13 protein-coding genes are annotated in these 15,566 nt (G+C 71.8%); 11 read left to right on the forward strand and 2 right to left on the reverse strand.

The window, feature by feature from the left end:
* Positions 1-33: 33 nt before the first annotated feature.
* Positions 34-2,568 carry a trehalose-phosphatase gene (gene otsB, locus ACFQ3T_RS15655; RefSeq protein ID WP_380723990.1) on the forward strand — a complete coding sequence of 845 codons (2,535 nt, stop codon included), beginning with the start codon at positions 34-36 and terminating at the stop codon, positions 2,566-2,568.
* 78 nt (positions 2,569-2,646) lie between these two features.
* Here the strand turns inward: otsB and radA are convergent, their stop codons facing one another.
* Together radA and ACFQ3T_RS15665 are read right to left on the reverse strand one after the other, a co-directional pair.
* Positions 2,647-4,011 (reverse strand): DNA repair protein RadA, encoded by a 1,365-nt coding sequence (radA, locus tag ACFQ3T_RS15660; RefSeq protein ID WP_380723991.1) that lies wholly within the window; start codon positions 4,009-4,011, stop codon positions 2,647-2,649.
* 340 nt (positions 4,012-4,351) lie between these two features.
* A complete protein-coding gene (locus tag ACFQ3T_RS15665; RefSeq protein ID WP_380723992.1) occupies positions 4,352-5,143 on the reverse strand; it encodes a copper chaperone PCu(A)C in 792 nt (263 codons plus the stop codon).
* Positions 5,144-5,512: 369 nt separating this feature from the next.
* On the opposite strand from ACFQ3T_RS15665, the gene ACFQ3T_RS15670 reads away from it, so the two are divergent.
* The 10 genes from ACFQ3T_RS15670 (at position 5,513) to ACFQ3T_RS15715 (ending at position 15,549) form a co-directional block, all read left to right on the forward strand.
* Positions 5,513-6,001 (forward strand): CarD family transcriptional regulator, encoded by a 489-nt coding sequence (locus ACFQ3T_RS15670; RefSeq protein WP_012782996.1) that lies wholly within the window; start codon positions 5,513-5,515, stop codon positions 5,999-6,001.
* A 27-nt stretch (positions 6,002-6,028) separates the two neighbouring features.
* The gene (ispD, locus tag ACFQ3T_RS15675; protein WP_380723993.1) at positions 6,029-6,733 is read left to right on the forward strand and encodes a 2-C-methyl-D-erythritol 4-phosphate cytidylyltransferase; all 705 of its coding nucleotides are present in this window, start codon (positions 6,029-6,031) and stop codon (positions 6,731-6,733) included.
* The gene (ispF, locus tag ACFQ3T_RS15680) at positions 6,730-7,197 is read left to right on the forward strand and encodes a 2-C-methyl-D-erythritol 2,4-cyclodiphosphate synthase (protein ID WP_380723994.1); all 468 of its coding nucleotides are present in this window, start codon (positions 6,730-6,732) and stop codon (positions 7,195-7,197) included. The genes ispD and ispF overlap by 4 nt, the downstream gene beginning before the upstream one ends.
* A 5-nt stretch (positions 7,198-7,202) precedes the next feature.
* Complete coding sequence (locus ACFQ3T_RS15685) at positions 7,203-7,598, forward strand: PPOX class F420-dependent oxidoreductase (protein WP_380723995.1); 396 nt, start codon at positions 7,203-7,205, stop codon at positions 7,596-7,598.
* An 88-nt stretch (positions 7,599-7,686) separates the two neighbouring features.
* A complete protein-coding gene (locus ACFQ3T_RS15690; protein WP_380723996.1) occupies positions 7,687-8,298 on the forward strand; it encodes an HAD family hydrolase in 612 nt (203 codons plus the stop codon).
* Positions 8,299-8,343: 45 nt separating this feature from the next.
* Entirely contained in the window at positions 8,344-9,735 is a 1,392-nt protein-coding gene (cysS, locus tag ACFQ3T_RS15695; RefSeq protein WP_380723997.1) for a cysteine--tRNA ligase, read from the forward strand.
* Between the two features lie 4 nt (positions 9,736-9,739).
* A complete protein-coding gene (gene rlmB / locus ACFQ3T_RS15700; protein WP_380723998.1) occupies positions 9,740-10,708 on the forward strand; it encodes a 23S rRNA (guanosine(2251)-2'-O)-methyltransferase RlmB in 969 nt (322 codons plus the stop codon).
* Between the two features lie 120 nt (positions 10,709-10,828).
* Positions 10,829-12,250, forward strand: coding sequence for an MBOAT family O-acyltransferase (locus ACFQ3T_RS15705; protein ID WP_380723999.1), 1,422 nt, complete (start codon positions 10,829-10,831; stop codon positions 12,248-12,250).
* A 362-nt stretch (positions 12,251-12,612) separates the two neighbouring features.
* On the forward strand, positions 12,613-13,836 hold the full coding sequence (locus ACFQ3T_RS15710) for an MFS transporter (protein ID WP_380724000.1): 1,224 nt from the start codon (positions 12,613-12,615) through the stop codon (positions 13,834-13,836).
* A gap of 303 nt (positions 13,837-14,139) precedes the next feature.
* Positions 14,140-15,549 (forward strand): GGDEF domain-containing protein, encoded by a 1,410-nt coding sequence (locus ACFQ3T_RS15715; RefSeq protein ID WP_380724001.1) that lies wholly within the window; start codon positions 14,140-14,142, stop codon positions 15,547-15,549.
* Positions 15,550-15,566 lie beyond the last annotated feature (17 nt).

Here is a 15,566-nt window from a genome sequence, read left to right on the forward strand (position 1 = left end):
CCGACCTGTCCCACCGAGCATTGAGGAGGGGCGTTGACCGCCGAGGCCCTCCCCGCCGAACTTCGTCGTGCGATCGTGCAGCTGGCGCGCACACCGCGCCTGTTGGTCGCCTGCGACTACGACGGGACATTGGCTCCGATCGTGGCCAACCCGCAGGACGCCCGTCCGCTGCCCGAGTCGGTGGGCGCCTTGCGCTCCCTGGCCGGTCTGCACGAGACGACGACGGCGGTGATCTCCGGGCGCGCGCTGCGCGACCTGGCGACCCTGTCGCGCCTGCCGTCCGAGGTGCACCTGGTTGGTTCGCACGGTTCCGAGTTCGACGTCGGTTTCGTGCACGCGCTGGACGCTGACGCGAAAGCGCTGCACCGCCGTCTGGAAGTCCGACTTGAAGAGATCGTCGACGGCCACGAGGGCGTCGGTCTGGAGGTCAAACCCGCGAGCATCGCGGTGCACGTGCGCCGCGCCGACCCCGCCGTGGGCGAGCGGGTGCTCGAAGCCGTCCGCGCCGACCCGGCCACCTGGGACGGCGTGCAGGTCACCGAGGGCAAGGCGGTGATCGAGCTCGCCGTGGTGCAGACCGACAAGGGCCACGCCCTGGACGTCCTGCGGCACCGGGCGTCGGCGACCGCGGCCGTCTTCGTCGGCGACGACGTGACCGACGAGAAGGCGTTCGCCCGGCTGACCGGGCCGGACGTCGGCATCAAGGTGGGCGAGGGCGAGTCCCTGGCCCAGTACTACGTCGACGACACCGTGGACGTGGCCACCGTGCTGGCGTTCCTGCTGGAGGAGCGCCGGGCGTGGCTGCACGGCGACCAGGCCGTGCCGATCGAGCGGCTCACCATGCTCGCCAACGAGCGCTCGGTGGCGCTGCTCACCCCGGACGCCCGGCTCAACTGGCTGTGCCACCCCGAGCCGGACTCCGCGGCGGTGTTCGCCGACCTGCTCGGCGGCCCGGCGGCGGGCCACTTCTCGATCAAGCCGGAACACGGCTCGCTGCCCCTGGGCCAGCGGTACGTGCCGGGCACGATGATCGTGGAGACCCGCTGGTCGCGGCTGCTGGTCACGGACTACCTGGACCACGACCTGGCCTCGCACCGCACCGACCTGGTGCGGCGCATCTCCGGCTCGACCAACGCGGTGATCACGTTCGCGCCGCGTCCCGAGTTCGGCCAGGTGCCGGTGCGGCTGCTGCGCGAGCGCGACGGCCTGCGGGTCGTCGGCACCTCGGACCCGATGGTGCTGCGCTCGCCGGGCGTCGACTGGCAGATCACGTCCGACGGCATCCAGGAGACGGCGACCGCCGTGGTCCGCCCCCGCGAGGGCGCGCCGATCCTGCTGGAGCTGCGGTGCGGCACGGACGACCTGTCCGAGGCCACCCTGGGCGAGCCGGAGCGGCGCGCGCGGGCCGGGGCGTACTGGTCGGACTGGGCGGCGACGCTGAAGCTGCCGCCGGTCGAGTCGGACCTGGTGCTGCGGTCGGCGTTGACGCTGAAGGGCCTGGTGCACCACGACACCGGCGCGATCATGGCCGCCGCCACCACCTCGCTGCCCGAGGAGCTGGGCGGCATCCGGAACTGGGACTACCGGTACTGCTGGCTGCGCGACGCGGCCCTGACCGCCCAGGCCCTGGTGTCCGTCGGCTCGCTCGGCGAGGCGGAGGCGTTCCTCGGGTGGGTGCACGGCGTCCTGGCGACCCTGCCCGGCCCGGAGCGCCTGCACCCGCTGTACACGCTGCAGGGCACCATGCTGGGCGCCGAGGCCGTCATCGACACGCTCCCCGGTTACGCCGGGTCGCGGCCGGTGCGCGTGGGCAACCTGGCGAACCAGCAGGTGCAGCTGGACGTGTTCGGCCCCGTCGTGGACCTGGTGGTGCAGCTGGCCGCCGCGCGCGGTTCGCTGACCGACCAGGACTGGCGGATGGTGCAGGCGATGGCCGAGGCGGTCGCTCGCCGCTGGCACGAGCCCGACCACGGTATCTGGGAGGAGCGCCACGCTCCCCGTCACCACGTGTACTCGAAGGTCATGTGCTGGGTGACCCTCGACCGCGCGGTGACGTTGGCCGAGACGTACGGGCGCGAGGTGGACCCGTCCTGGCCGGTGCTGCGCGACACGATCGCGAACGACGTGCTCAAGCACGGCTGGAGCGACGAGGCGCAGTCCTTCACCACCGCGTACGACGGCGACGACCTCGACGCCGCGTCGCTGCACGTCGGGCTGTCGGGCCTGATCGACCCGACCGACGAGCGGTTCCAGGCCACGGTGACCGCGATCGAGGCGGAGCTGCGGTCCGGCTCCACCGTGTACCGGTACCGGCGTGACGACGGCCTGCCGGGCGACGAGGGCGGCTTCCACCTGTGCGCGGCGTGGATGATCGAGGCCTACCTGCTCACCGGGCGGCGCACGGAGGCCGAGGAGCTGTTCGCGCAGATGGTCGACGCGGCCGGCCCGACGGGCCTGCTGCCCGAGGAGTACGACCCGATCGCGGAGCGCTCCCTCGGCAACCACCCCCAGGCGTACAGCCACCTGGGTCTGATCCGCTGCGCCCAGCTGCTGGCGGCGAGCAAGTAGGGCGTTGGCGCCCGTGGGACGGCGTCCGGCCTCGGCCGGGCGCCGTTCCGCCGTTCCGGGCCGGTTCGGCGCGTCGGCCTACTTGGTGAGCTTCAGCAGTTGCAGGGCCTCGAACAGGTCGTTCGCGACGAGCGCGCGCGTGCCCTGGGGCAGCGGTCCGGCGTCCGGCGGCACGAGGGCCTTCGTGAAGCCGAGCCGGGCGGCCTCGGTGAGGCGTCGGCCGACCCCGTTGACGCGCCGCAGCTCGCCGGACAGCCCGACCTCGCCGACGACGACGAGGTCGTGCGGCAGGGGCAGGTCCGTGGCCGCCGAGGCGACCGCCAGCGCCACCGCGAGGTCCACGGCGGGCTCGACGAGCCGCATGCCGCCCACGGTGGCGGTGAAGACGTCCTTGTTGCCCAGCCCGACCCTGCCGCGCTTCTCCAGCACGGCGAGGACCATCGCGAGGCGGGCCGAGTCCAGGCCGCTGACGGCCCGCCTGGGCGCCGGGAGGGCCGTCGGGGTGACGAGGGCCTGCACCTCGCCCAGCATGGGCCTCTTGCCCTCCACGACGACCGTGACGGCCGTGCCGGACACCGCTTGGTCGCGGCGGTGCAGGAACAGGCCGGACGGGTCGGGCACGCCCGCGATGCCGTCGTCGCGCAGCTCGAAGCAACCGACCTCGTCGGCCGGGCCGAACCGGTTCTTCACGCCGCGCAGGAGGCGCAGGGTGGAGTGCCGGTCACCCTCGAACTGGAGCACCACGTCCACCAGGTGCTCCAGCACGCGCGGTCCGGCGACGGAGCCGTCCTTGGTGACGTGGCCGACCAGGACGACGGGCAGGCCGCGTTCCTTGGCGACCGCGATGAGGCCGGACGTGACGGCGCGGACCTGGCTGACGCCGCCGGGCGCCCCGTCGACGGCGGGCGAGGACATGGTCTGCACCGAGTCCACGATCAGCATGCTCGGCTTGACCACGTCCACCTGGCCGAGGACGGCGGAGATGTCGCTCTCGGCGGCCAGGAAGATCTCGTCGTGCAGGTTGCCGGTCCGGTCCGCGCGCAGCCGCACCTGCCCCGCCGACTCCTCACCGGTGACGTAGAGGCAGCGCCCCACCGACAGCGCCCACTGGTGCGCGACCTCCAGCAGCAACGTCGACTTGCCGACCCCCGGCTCCCCCGCCAGCAGCACCACGGCGCCCGGCACGAGCCCGCCCCCGAGCACCCGGTCCAGCTCCAGCACACCCGTCGACACGGCCCGCGCGGACTCGATGTCGACCTGCGCGATGGGCCGGGCCTCGCTGCTCGGCGTGCCCGCGAGGAACCGCGGAGCGGCGGAGGCGCCCCGCTCCTCCACCGTGCCCCAGGCCTGGCACTCCGGGCAGCGCCCGACCCACTTCGCCACCTCGTGCCCGCACTCGGCACACCGGTAGATCGCCTTGGCCGCCCGCACCGTCTTCGCCACGCCAGGAGGCTATCGGCCACCCCCGACACCGCCGGGAACCGATCACCACCGCACCACCCACGGGTGGCCAGCCCCACCCCCGTACCCACGCCCCGTACCCACGCCACCGCACGACGGCCGCCGAGCCCGTAGACGCACGAACCGCGCCCAACGGCCGCCCCAACCGCCGGTGCCGAACCGCATGCAACGGCCACCGTGCTCACACCGCCACAGCGTCCGACCAGCCCGAATTGTCGGTGGTCACCGGCACAATAAGAGCAGGGGTCCCCTTGCCGGGGACCCCTGCGACAGCGTTCGGCGGTGCGGTGCGCCCGTGGCGGGCGCGGTCGGTCGTCGGTGCTCAGTGGTCGGAGGGCGCGTCCTTGCGCGGCTCCGAGGTGGCGCCGATCGGCAGCTCCAGGGTCAGCTCCCCGGCCTTCTCGAACAGGAACGTCACGCGGATCGTCTCGCCCGGCCGCAGGGGCTTCTTCAGGCCCTTCAGCACGATCTTGACCTTGCCCGGCTCCGTCGGCTCGACCGAGGACGGCAGCTTCGTGCCCGTCGTGGGCGGGTTCGAGATGGACGTGCCGCCGCCCGGCGTGGTGGTGCCGGTCGGCGAGCCGGTGGTCGTCGTCGGCGCCGAACCCGTGGTCGTCGCGGCGCCGGTCGTCGAGACCGGGGCGGACGGGGCGGTGGTCAGCGACGGCGAAGCAGAGGCGGAGGCGGAGGCGGACTCCGACGGCTTGGCGGTCGTCGTGCCGTGGCTGCCGCCCTCCTCGTGGTCGGCTTCGGCCAGAACCGACGAGGCGGCCTCGAGCTCGACGTCGCCGGTGATCTGGGCCGGCGCCGAACCCTCGCTGGTCACGGCCAGCAGCTTGTCCGGGCCGGAGCCGTTGTTGGCGATCAGGACGGTGATCGGGACGTCCTCGCCCGCCTCGTAGGCGCCGTGCGAGGCCGGGAACAGGAACTGCGCGTCGCGGACGGCGACGTCTCCCACCTGGCCGCTGGCCCCGTTGACGGCGGCCACCTGGGTGTCCGTCTGCGTGACCTGACCTGCGCTGCAACCTGCGGCGGCCATGCCGAGGCCCGTCGCCAGGGCGGCCACGACGGCCAGGCGGCGCGGCGCTGGGGACTTCTTGAGTGCGCGACCCACGGCTGCTCGGATCCTTCCCGGTGTGCTGACCAGACGGGTCGTACCCGGTAGTAGCGGGTCCAACCACCAGTGGTGGAGCCTAACCGGGTGACGTGGGGCCGTCGGCACGTGGTGCCCCACACCGGACCGAAGTCACGCCGGGGCCTGCCCGAAGTCGGGTGCGGGCCGGGCGCGGCGGGACCGCGGGAAGCCCGCGTCCGGGGCGGCGCTCGTCCACTGTGGAGCAAGATCGACCACGGGCGTTGCATGCGACCGGGTGATTTGTCAACCCCCCGCGCGTGCCCTGACCAGCGCGAACCGATCTCCGGACGCCGATGAGGGGATTGCTCGGCGTGTTAGGATGGGGTTAGCGAAAGGGGCAGAGGACACATGGTTTTCAAGGTCGGAGAGACCGTCGTCTACCCGCACCACGGTGCCGCTCTCATCGAAGCAATCGAGACCCGTGTGATCAAGGGCGAGGAGAAGAAGTACCTCGTTCTCAAGGTTGCCCAGGGCGACCTCACGGTTCGCGTCCCCGCCGACAACGCCGAGATCGTGGGCGTTCGTGACGTCGTCGGCCAGGAGGGTCTTGACAAGGTCTTCGAGGTCTTGCGTGCTCCCCACACGGAGGAGCCGACCAACTGGTCCCGGCGGTACAAGGCCAACCTCGAGAAGCTCGCGTCCGGTGACGTGAACAAGGTGGCCGAAGTGGTGCGCGACCTCTGGCGGCGCGAGAAGGATCGCGGTCTGTCCGCTGGTGAGAAGCGGATGCTGGCGAAGGCTCGACAGATACTGGTTAGCGAACTGGCGCTGGCCGAGGGCACCGACGAGGACAAGGCTGAGGTCCTCCTCGACGAGGTCCTGGCTACCGCGTCCTGATCGACTCGACACTCGGAAACCGCGAACATGGGTGTGGTCGCGCTCGTGCCCGCGGCGGGCCGGGGTGAGCGGTTGGGCTACGGCATGCCCAAGGCGCTCGTTCCGGTCGACGGCGTTCCGCTGCTCGTGCGTGCGGTGCGCGGCCTGCTGGACTCCGGCTGCGTGCGGCACGTGGTGATCGCCGCGCCCGCGTCCGATGTGGACAATGTGAACACCGTCACCGCCCCGTTGGCCCCGGCCGACGGGGCGGTGCACGTCGTGCCCGGTGGCGCCGAGCGGTCGGACTCGGTGCGGCTGGCGCTGGAGCACGCGCTGAGGGAGTTCCCGGGCACGTCGATCGTGCTGGTGCACGACGCGGCCCGCGCCTTCACCCCGCCCACCGTGGTCAAGGCCGTGGTGGACGCCGTCGCCGCGGGTCACCCGGCGGTCATCCCGGTGCTGCCGGTGGCGGACACCGTGAAGGAGGTCGACGCCGGCGGCGTGGTCATCGCCACACCCGACCGGTCGGCGTTGCGCGTCGTGCAAACCCCCCAGGGCTTCGACGCCGCCGTGCTGCTGCGCGCTCACGAGGCGGCCCCGGGCCTGGCCGCGACGGACGACGCGGGCCTGGTGGAACGGCTCGGTGTGCCGGTCGTCACGGTCCCCGGCCACCAGGACGCGATGAAGATCACGACGAAGTTCGACCTGGCGGTCGCCGAGGCGCTGCTGGCGGGCACCGGGGGAGCGCGGTGAGGGTCGGCATCGGCACGGACGTCCACCAGGTGGAACGTGGCCGGGAGTGCTGGGTGGCCGGCCTGCGCTGGGACGGCGTCGACGGCTGCGCCGGCCACTCGGACGGCGACGTGGCCGCGCACGCCCTGTGCGACGCGCTGCTGTCCGCCGCCGGGCTCGGCGACCTGGGCGCGGTGTTCGGCACGAGCGACCCGCAGTGGTCCGGTCGGCACGGCGTGGAGTTCCTGGCCGAGGCACGTCGCCTCGTCGAGGAGGCGGGCTACCGGGTCGGCAACGCGGCGGTGCAGGTCATCGGCAACGCCCCCAAGATCGGCACGCGGCGTGACGAGGCGCAGCGCGTGCTGTCGGAGGCGGTCGGAGGCCCGGTGTCGGTCAGCGGCACGACCACCGACGGCCTCGGCCTGACGGGGCGCGGCGAGGGCATCGCCGCCGTGGCGACCGCCCTGCTCCTGCCACTAGCCTGATCCACATGGCGGTCACCCTCAGCCCCGCGACGCGCGCCCTGGTCGACGGCAGGAATCACTCCGTGCTCGCCACGGTGAACCCGGACGGCAGCCCCCAGACGTCGGTGGTGTGGGTCACCCGGGACGGGGACGACCTGCTGTTCTCGACGCTGCGCGACCGCGCCAAGGAGCGCAACCTGCGCCGCGACCCGCGTGCCAGCGTGAGCGTGTGGAGCAGCGAGGACCCGGAGGTCTACGCGGAGATCCGCGGCACGGTGACGATCGCCGAGGACAGCGGGCGCGAACTGGCCAACGCGCTGAGCCACAAGTACTACGGCCGGGACTTCCCGGAGGACGCCCCCGGCAGGGTGCGCGTGGTGCTGCGGCTGACCCCGACGAAGGTCACCGGCTACGCCGCCTAGGGCCGTCCGGGTGATGGGGCGGTGAGCCTGGTCTCGGTTCGCGGCCTCCTCGAGACCTCCGATGTCCGGACCACGTAGCGTGCGTCCCGTGACGATCCGCGCCGTGCTCTTCGACTTCTCCGGCACCCTGTTCCGCTTGGAGCACGACACGCTGTCGGCCCACGCCGCCCTGATGCGCGCGCTGACCGCGCCGGTGGGCGTGGCGGAGGGGTTGGACGTCGACCCGGAGCAGTGGGAACGACGCGACCTCGACCCCGACGCGCACCGCGAGATGCACCTGGCCGTGCTCGCGAAGGCGGGCGCGAAGGACCCGGCGAAGTTCTACGCGGACCTGTGCAGCCCGCCGTTCTGGCAGCCGTACCCGGACACCGCGCAAGCGCTTGGCACGGAGCTGCCGACCGCCGTCGTCAGCAACATCGCCTGGGACATCCGGGCGGTCTTCGCACGTCACGGCGTCGAGAACCGGGTGGACGAGTACGTGCTGTCCTACCAGGAGGGCTTCGTGAAGCCCGACCCGAAGATGTTCCGGATCGCCTGCGACCGGCTGGGCGTGCACCCTAGCGAGGCGCTGATGATCGGCGACAGCGCCGAGGCGGACGGCGGCGCGGCGGCGGTCGGGTGCGCGGTCGAGATCGTGGAACCGCTGCCGACGGGCAGCCGGCCGGACGCGTTGCTGCAGGTGCTCCGCAAGCACATTTGACCGGGCGATTCAACCCCGTCTGGTCAACGCCCGTACCATCTTCACGTGAGCCTCCACCTCTTCGACACCGCGACCCGGTCGATGCGGCAGTTCGTGCCGCGCACCAGCGGAACGGCGTCGATCTACGTCTGTGGGGCCACGGTGCAGGGCGTTCCGCACATCGGTCACGTGCGCAGCGGCCTGAACTTCGACGTGCTGCGCCGCTGGCTGGGCCGTGACGGCTCGACCGTGCACCTGGTGCGCAACGTCACGGACATCGACGACAAGATCCTCGCCAAGGCGGCCGAGAACCACGCCGAGTGGTGGGAGTGGGCGTACCAGCACGAGCGCGCGTTCGACGACGCCTACGACGCGCTGGGCTGCCTGCCCGCCTCGTACTCGCCGCGCGCCACGGGTCACGTCACGCAGATGGTCGACCTGATGGACCGGCTGATCCAGAAGGGCCACGCGTACGCCTCGGACGGCGACGTGTACTTCTCGGTGACGTCGTTCCCCGAGTACGGGGCGCTGTCCGGGCAGAAGCTGGACGAGGTGCACCAGGGCGAGTCCGCCGCGACCGGCAAGCGCGACCCGCGCGACTTCACGCTGTGGAAGGCGGCGAAGCCGGGCGAGCCGTCGTGGCCGACGCCGTGGGGTCCGGGCCGGCCCGGCTGGCACCTGGAGTGCTCGGCGATGGCGACCGCGTACCTGGGCGGCACGTTCGACATCCACGGCGGCGGCATCGACCTGATCTTCCCGCACCACGAGAACGAGCAGGCGCAGTCGCGGGCCGCGGGCGACGGGTTCGCCCGGTACTGGATGCACAACGCCTGGGTGACCATGGGCGGCGAGAAGATGGCCAAGTCGCTCGGCAACACGGTGTCCATCCCGGCGATGCTGGAGCGGGTGCGGGCGCCCGAGCTGCGCTACTACCTGGTGGGGCCGCACTACCGGTCGCACATCGAGTACTCGCCCGAGGCGTTGGACGAGTCGGTGTCGGCGTACCGGCGGATCGAGTCGTTCCTGCGGCGCGTCGTGGAGCGCACGGGCGACGTCGGCGCGGACGGCGAGCTGTCGCCCGCGTTCGTGGCGTCGATGGACGACGACATGGGCACGCCCGGCGCGTTGGCCGCGATCCACAAGCGGCTGCGCGAGGGCAACACGGCGCTGGAGTCCGGTGACGACGAGGGCGCGCGTGCCGCGGCCGCGTCGGTGCGGGCGATGACCGACGTGCTCGGGTTGGACCCGCTGTCGCCGCGGTGGCACGACGCCGCCGCGGGCGGTGCGGGCAGGCACGCGCTGGGCGTGCTGGTGGAGCGGCTGCTGGAAGAGCGGACGCAGGCCCGCAAGGACCGGGACTTCGCGCGCGCGGACGCGCTGCGCGACCACCTGCTCCTGGCCGGTATCGCCGTCGAGGACACCCCCGACGGTCCGTTGTGGACTTTGAAGGACGACTGAGCTCGTGGCTGGTAACTCCAAGCGCCGGGGCGCCATGCGCAACCCCGGCTCCAAGAAGGGCGCCGTCGTCGGTTCCGGCGGGCAGAAGCCGAAGGGCCTGCACGGCAAGGGCCCGACGCCGAAGGCGGTAGAGCGCCCCAACCACCCCGCGTACAAGCGGGCCAACGCGGCGGCGAAGGTCGAGCAGGCCCGCACGCAGCGGCGGAAGGCGGCCGAGAACGGGCCGGAGACCGTGGCCGGGCGGAACCCGGTGGTGGAGTGCCTCCGGGCGGGCATCCCGGCGACGGCGCTGTACGTGGCGCTGGGCATCGACGCGGACGACCGGGTCGCCGAGGCGGTGCAGCTGGCCGCGACGCGGGGCATCTCGGTGCTGGAGGTGCAGCGCGGCGAGCTGGACCGGATCACGGGTGGCGCGATGCACCAGGGGCTCGGGCTCCAGGTGCCGCCGTTCGAGTACGCCGAGCCGCGCGAGCTGCTGAAGATCGCGAACCAGTCGGGCCGGCCGCCGTTGCTGGTGGCGCTCGACGGGGTGACGGACCCGCGCAACCTGGGCGCCGTGGTGCGGTCGGCGGCGGCGTTCGGCGCGCACGGGATCGTGCTGCCGCAGCGCCGTTCGGCGGGGATCACGGCGGTGGCGTGGCGGACGAGCGCCGGCACGGCGGCGCGGATGCCGATCGCGGTGGCGACGAACCTGACGCGGCAGCTCAAGGAGTGGGCCGAGGCCGGGCTGATGATCGTCGGGCTGGACGCGGACGGCGACGTGGACGTGGACGGGCTGGACCTGGCCACCGGGCCGCTGGTCGTGGTGGTGGGCTCCGAGGGCCGCGGGCTGTCGCGCCTGGTCAAGGAGACGTGCGACCAGACGGTGTCGATCCCGATGGCGGCGGGCGTGGAGTCGCTGAACGCCTCCGTCGCGGCGGGGGTCGTGCTGGCCGAGATCGCCCGGCGGCGTCGGCTGGACGTCCTGGCCTGACCCGCAACCGGCTCTGACCGCGGCCGTCCCGGGTGACCCGGGACGGCCGCGGTGTGAGGTGGGGCGGTTTGTGGGCCGATCGGCTCCGTGCCGCGGGGGTGGTGGCTAAGGTCTGCGGCGATGTCCTTCGCCAGCCCGCTGTTCCTGTGGTTCTTCCTGCCGGTCGTGCTCGCGGCCGTCCTCGCCACGCCCCGAACCTGGCGCAACGGTGTGGTCGCCGTGGCGAGCCTGCTGTTCTACGTGTCCGGCGCGGGCGGCACGACGGTGCTGCTGCTCGGCTGCATGGTGGTCAACTACCTGGCCGGGCGGCGGCTGGAGCCGGGTGCGCCGGGCGACCGGCGGCTGGTCCTGGTGGGCGCGATCGCGCTCAACGTGGGCGTGCTGCTGATCTGGAAGTACGCGGGGTTCGCGACCGGGCAGCTGCACGACATCGCGTCCGTGGTGGGCGTCGACCTGCCGGTGCTGGAGCTGGCGCTGCCGATCGGCATCTCGTTCTACACGTTCCACCACATCTCGTACGTCGTGGACGTGTACCGCGGTGAGCGGCCTGCCCTGCGCGAGCCGGTGGCGTTCGTGACGTACATCGCGATGTTCCCGCAGCTGGTCGCGGGCCCGATCGTGCGGTTCCGGGAGATCGCGGACCAGCTGCCGCAACAGCGCCTGCACCGGTGGGACGACATCGCCGCCGGGTTCCCCCGGTTCGCCCTGGGCCTGTGCAAGAAGGTGATCATCGCCGACTCGCTCGCGCCGCTGGTCGACGCGTGCTTCGCCACCCCGGCCGACCAGATGACGTCGGCCGTGGCGTGGCTCGGCGCGATCGGCTTCACGCTCCAGCTCTACTTCGACTTCTCCGGCTACTCGGACATGGCCATCGGCCTGGGCCGCATGCTCGGGTTCCGGCTGCCGGAGAACTTCGCCCGCCCGTACTCGTCGACCACGGTCACGGAGTTCTGGCGCCGCTGGCACATGTCGCTGTCCCGCTGGTTCCGCGACTACGTGTACATCCCGCTGGGCGGCAACCGGGGCGGCGTGCGGCGGACCTACCGGAACCTGGCGATCGTTTTCGTGCTCACCGGTTTCTGGCACGGCGCGAACTGGACGTTCCTCGTGTGGGGTTTGTTCCACGGCGGGCTGCTCGTTCTGGAACGCCGTTTCGGATGGGATTCCACGCCGGTCACTACGCGTACCCGAATTGCCCGTCGGGTCCTCACCACGTTGCTGGTGGTAATCGGGTGGGTGTTCTTCCGGTCCGCGGATCTCGGTAGCGCGTTCACAATGATCGGCCACCTGCTGGCGCCTGATTTCACGGGGTTGACCGAAGCCGTGGCCGCCGCGGCGACCAATCAGCGTATTGTTCTGCTGCTCCTGGCTCTGGCAATTGTCGCAATGCCGACCCACCCGGTGACCGGGCCTTACCTGGAGTCCTCTCGCGGAAGGATCGCCACGGCGGCTAGGGTGTCGCTGATGACCGCGGGAGCCGCCTACGCCGCGATCCTGGTGGCGAGCGGCACCTTCAGCCCGTTCCTCTACTACCAGTTCTGAAGATCGACACGCCGTCGTTGTTCAACAATTGACGCGCCACCCGGCGGCAGCCGACGCAGCGGCCCGCGGGAACGCGCTGGCCCGGTCGGACCAGCGCCCGGCCGACCAATGGAGGGCCTGCTCGACGTAGGGTAGGCGAGGATTGCTCACGCCGTGTCACCTACCGTCAACTGTCAAGAATAAGTAGCCGATTTTTCGCCGTTGCAACTACTTTATGTAACCGACCTGCTCCGTTCGGGTACACACTGTGGTAGGACAGAGATTGCACATCCGGCAGCTTCTACCGTGCTAACCGAGGGAATTGTTACTTCGGGTGGGGGTAACGTGACTCACTCATCGGGGCCGACCAACCTGGGGGAGTTGTGACTTCCGGGGGTACCATCCGCGCGCTCGTGGGCAACCGCGAGTTCCGCGGCATGTGGATCGGCTCTACGGTGTCGACCGTGGGCGACCAGCTCGCGGCCGTGGCGCTGTCCCTGCTCGTCTTCGAACGGACGCAGTCACCCGCGTGGACCGCCCTCACGTGGTCGTTGACGCTGTTCCCGCCGCTCATCTCGGGCCCGCTGCTGGGCTGGGTAGCCGACCGGTACCCGCGCCGCACGGTGATGGTCTGCTGCGCGTGGCTGCAGGCCGCGCTGGTCGCCCTCATGGCCGTGCCCGGCGTGCCGCTGTGGGTCATGATCGTGCTGCTCGTGGTCGTCCTGATGATCTCGTCGCCGTTCCTGGCGGCCCAGGAGGCGAGCCTCCCCCACGTCCTGCCGGAGAAGCGCTACGACGACGGCGTGGCGCTGTTCGGCACGTCGGTCGACGTCGCCCAGATGGTGGGTCTCGCGGCCGCCGGCTTCCTCGTCATCGGCGCCGGGCCCAACGTGGCGCTGGCCATCGACGCGGCCTCGTTCGTGTGGGTCGCGATCCTCGTGCAGCTGTCGGTCAAGCACCGACCGGCCGCCGATCCGCGCGGCACCCAACGTGATCCCGAAGGTCCCAAGGGCGCGTTCACCCTGCTGGTCACCGAACCACGCCTGCGCAGCCTGATGGGCATGCGCCTCCTGGCCGGCCTCGCCATGGTCCCCGAGGGACTCGCCGTGCCCCTGGCGGCGAGTCTGGACGCGGTGTGGGCCGTCGGCCTGATCCTGGCCATCGAGCCCGCCGCCAACGTCCTCGGCGTGGCCGTGCTCTTCCGGGTGGTGCGCGATCCCGCGAAACGCGAGCGGCTGATCGGCCCGCTCGCCATACTGTCCTTGGCCCCTCTGGTCATGTTCGCGTTGCACCCGAACCTGACCTGGACCATCGCGCTGCTGGTCATCGCCGGTATGGCCGGTGCGTACCACACGCCCGCGCGATCGGCGTGGATGCGCATCCTGCCCGACGCCTACCGCGGTCGGGCGTACGGCATCGGCCGGGCCGCTCTGCGGTCGTCGCAGGGCGGCGGCATGGCGTTGGCCGGTGTCGTGGCGCACTCGATCGGCTCGGTGACCGCCACCATCGCGGGTGCAGGCGGTATCGGGCTACTGCTGGCGACCCAGGCGACCGTAGCCTGGCGACGGGCCCGCACCCGGAACGATCCGAAGGCGGTGGCGATCTGAAACGGACTCATCACATATCGCGATTGTCAAACATGAAGGTCCCCTCGGCTGCGGCCCGCTAGCCCGCGGGCACGTACGGTGAACATTCGGTCCGGATGGAGGGAAGTGGACTCACATGTCGCGGTTGCGCATGGCGAACACCTCCTCAGTGCGCATCTCGGGCACGGACGTGCCGCTGCGAACGGCGTTCGACGTGCGACGCCGGGCAGAGGGTAGGGGGTCGTGGTGAAGAACAGTTTGACTGACGAGAAGGCATCTGCGGCAGTCGGCCGGCCCTCGATTCGCAACTGGGATCTCTGGACGTTGCGCCCGGCCGCACTGGTGTACTTCCTGGTCATCGAATCGGCGGTAGCCGCTGCCGCCATTTGGCTGCTCGGCACGCTCGGTTCGGTCTCGAACGCGGACTGGCTGCGGTTCGGCGCGGTGATGTTCGCCATCACCGTCCACCTGATGATCGTTCGGCGGGCCGAAGAGTCGCGCCGCAACGAGTCGGCCGGCCCCCACATCGACCTCACGTCCGTCTGGACGTTCGCCGCCGCCATCGCCCTGCCGGGCGCGCTCGCCGTGCTCGCCACGATCTGGATGCGCATCCTGATCCAGCCGATCGCGCGCCGCCAGCCCTACCGGTTCGTGTTCAGCACCGCGAGCATCCTCGGCGGCACCATGCTGGCCTGGGCCGTGGTGCACCTGTCCGGCCTGTCGCTGCTGGCCACCGGCCGCATCCCGGCCGACCTGGGCCTCGTGCTCGTGCTCATCGTGGCCGCGGTCGTCAACTGGGGCGCCCAGGGCATGAACATCGCGATCGCGTTGAAGATCGTCACGCCGCACACCCGCATCCAGGAGTTCGTCGGGTCGCGCGCGGACAACATGCTGGAGCTGAGCACGCTCGGCGCGGGCGCCATGCTGGGCATGCTGATGACCACCCACTGGGTCGGTCCGCTGCTGCTGGTGTTCCCGGTCATCCTGGTCAACTCGCTGCTGTACCACGCGGCCGAGCGGCGGGCGCACCTCGAACGGCTGCTGCGCGAGCAGGAGCAGTTGCAGGCGCGGCTGGCCGAGGACGCGCACACCGACTACCGGACCGGCCTGCTCAACACGAACGGCCTGGCCGAGTACGCGGGCAGGCTCACCGAGCGGTGCCGCCACGACGGGCAGCCGGTGACCGTGCTCGCCATCGACCTGGACCACTTCAAGCGCATCAACGACACGTGGGGCCACCCGGCGGGCAACGCGGTGCTGGCCGAGGTCGGCCGGATACTGCGGGAGAAGCTGCGGCCGGGCGACGTGGCCGGGCGCGACGGCGGCGAGGAGTTCGTCGTGGTGCTCGCCGACACCGGTCTGGCGCAGGGCACGGCCATCGCGGAACGGGTGCGCGAGGCGATCGGCGAGATGTCCGTGATCACCACCGACAAGCACCGCAACACGGTCACGCTGCGCGGGCGGAACCTGCCGCTGACGGCGGACGGGCCGGAGGTGCGGGCCATCTCGGCGTCGATCGGCGTGGCCGTGCTGCCGGACAACGGCGACTGCCTGATGGACGCGCAGCACTGCGCGGACGCCGCGCTGTACGCGGCCAAGGAGAACGGGCGGAACCAGGTGCGGGTGGCCGCCGGCGAGGTCCGGGTCCTGCCCGCGCCGCGGGTCGACGAGCCGCGGGAGGAGCCGGTCGGCGAGTCGGTCGGCCGCGGCGCCGGGGTGACCCGCTCGGCGTAACCGGGCGGGCGGCGCAC

It is taken from the genome of Saccharothrix hoggarensis (assembly GCF_042678885.1).
GTDB lineage: Bacteria > Actinomycetota > Actinomycetes > Mycobacteriales > Pseudonocardiaceae > Actinosynnema > Actinosynnema hoggarensis.

Bases quoted from the DNA above. Each gene is read 5' to 3' on its own strand.
- ACFQ3T_RS15670 (WP_012782996.1), top strand. From the start codon at position 5,513: ATGGTTTTCAAGGTCGGAGAGACCGTCGTCTACCCGCACCACGGTGCC.
- ispD (WP_380723993.1), top strand. From the start codon at position 6,029: ATGGGTGTGGTCGCGCTCGTGCCCGCGGCGGGCCGGGGTGAGCGGTTG.
- ACFQ3T_RS15685 (WP_380723995.1), top strand. From the start codon at position 7,203: ATGGCGGTCACCCTCAGCCCCGCGACGCGCGCCCTGGTCGACGGCAGG.
- ACFQ3T_RS15705 (WP_380723999.1), top strand. From the start codon at position 10,829: ATGTCCTTCGCCAGCCCGCTGTTCCTGTGGTTCTTCCTGCCGGTCGTG.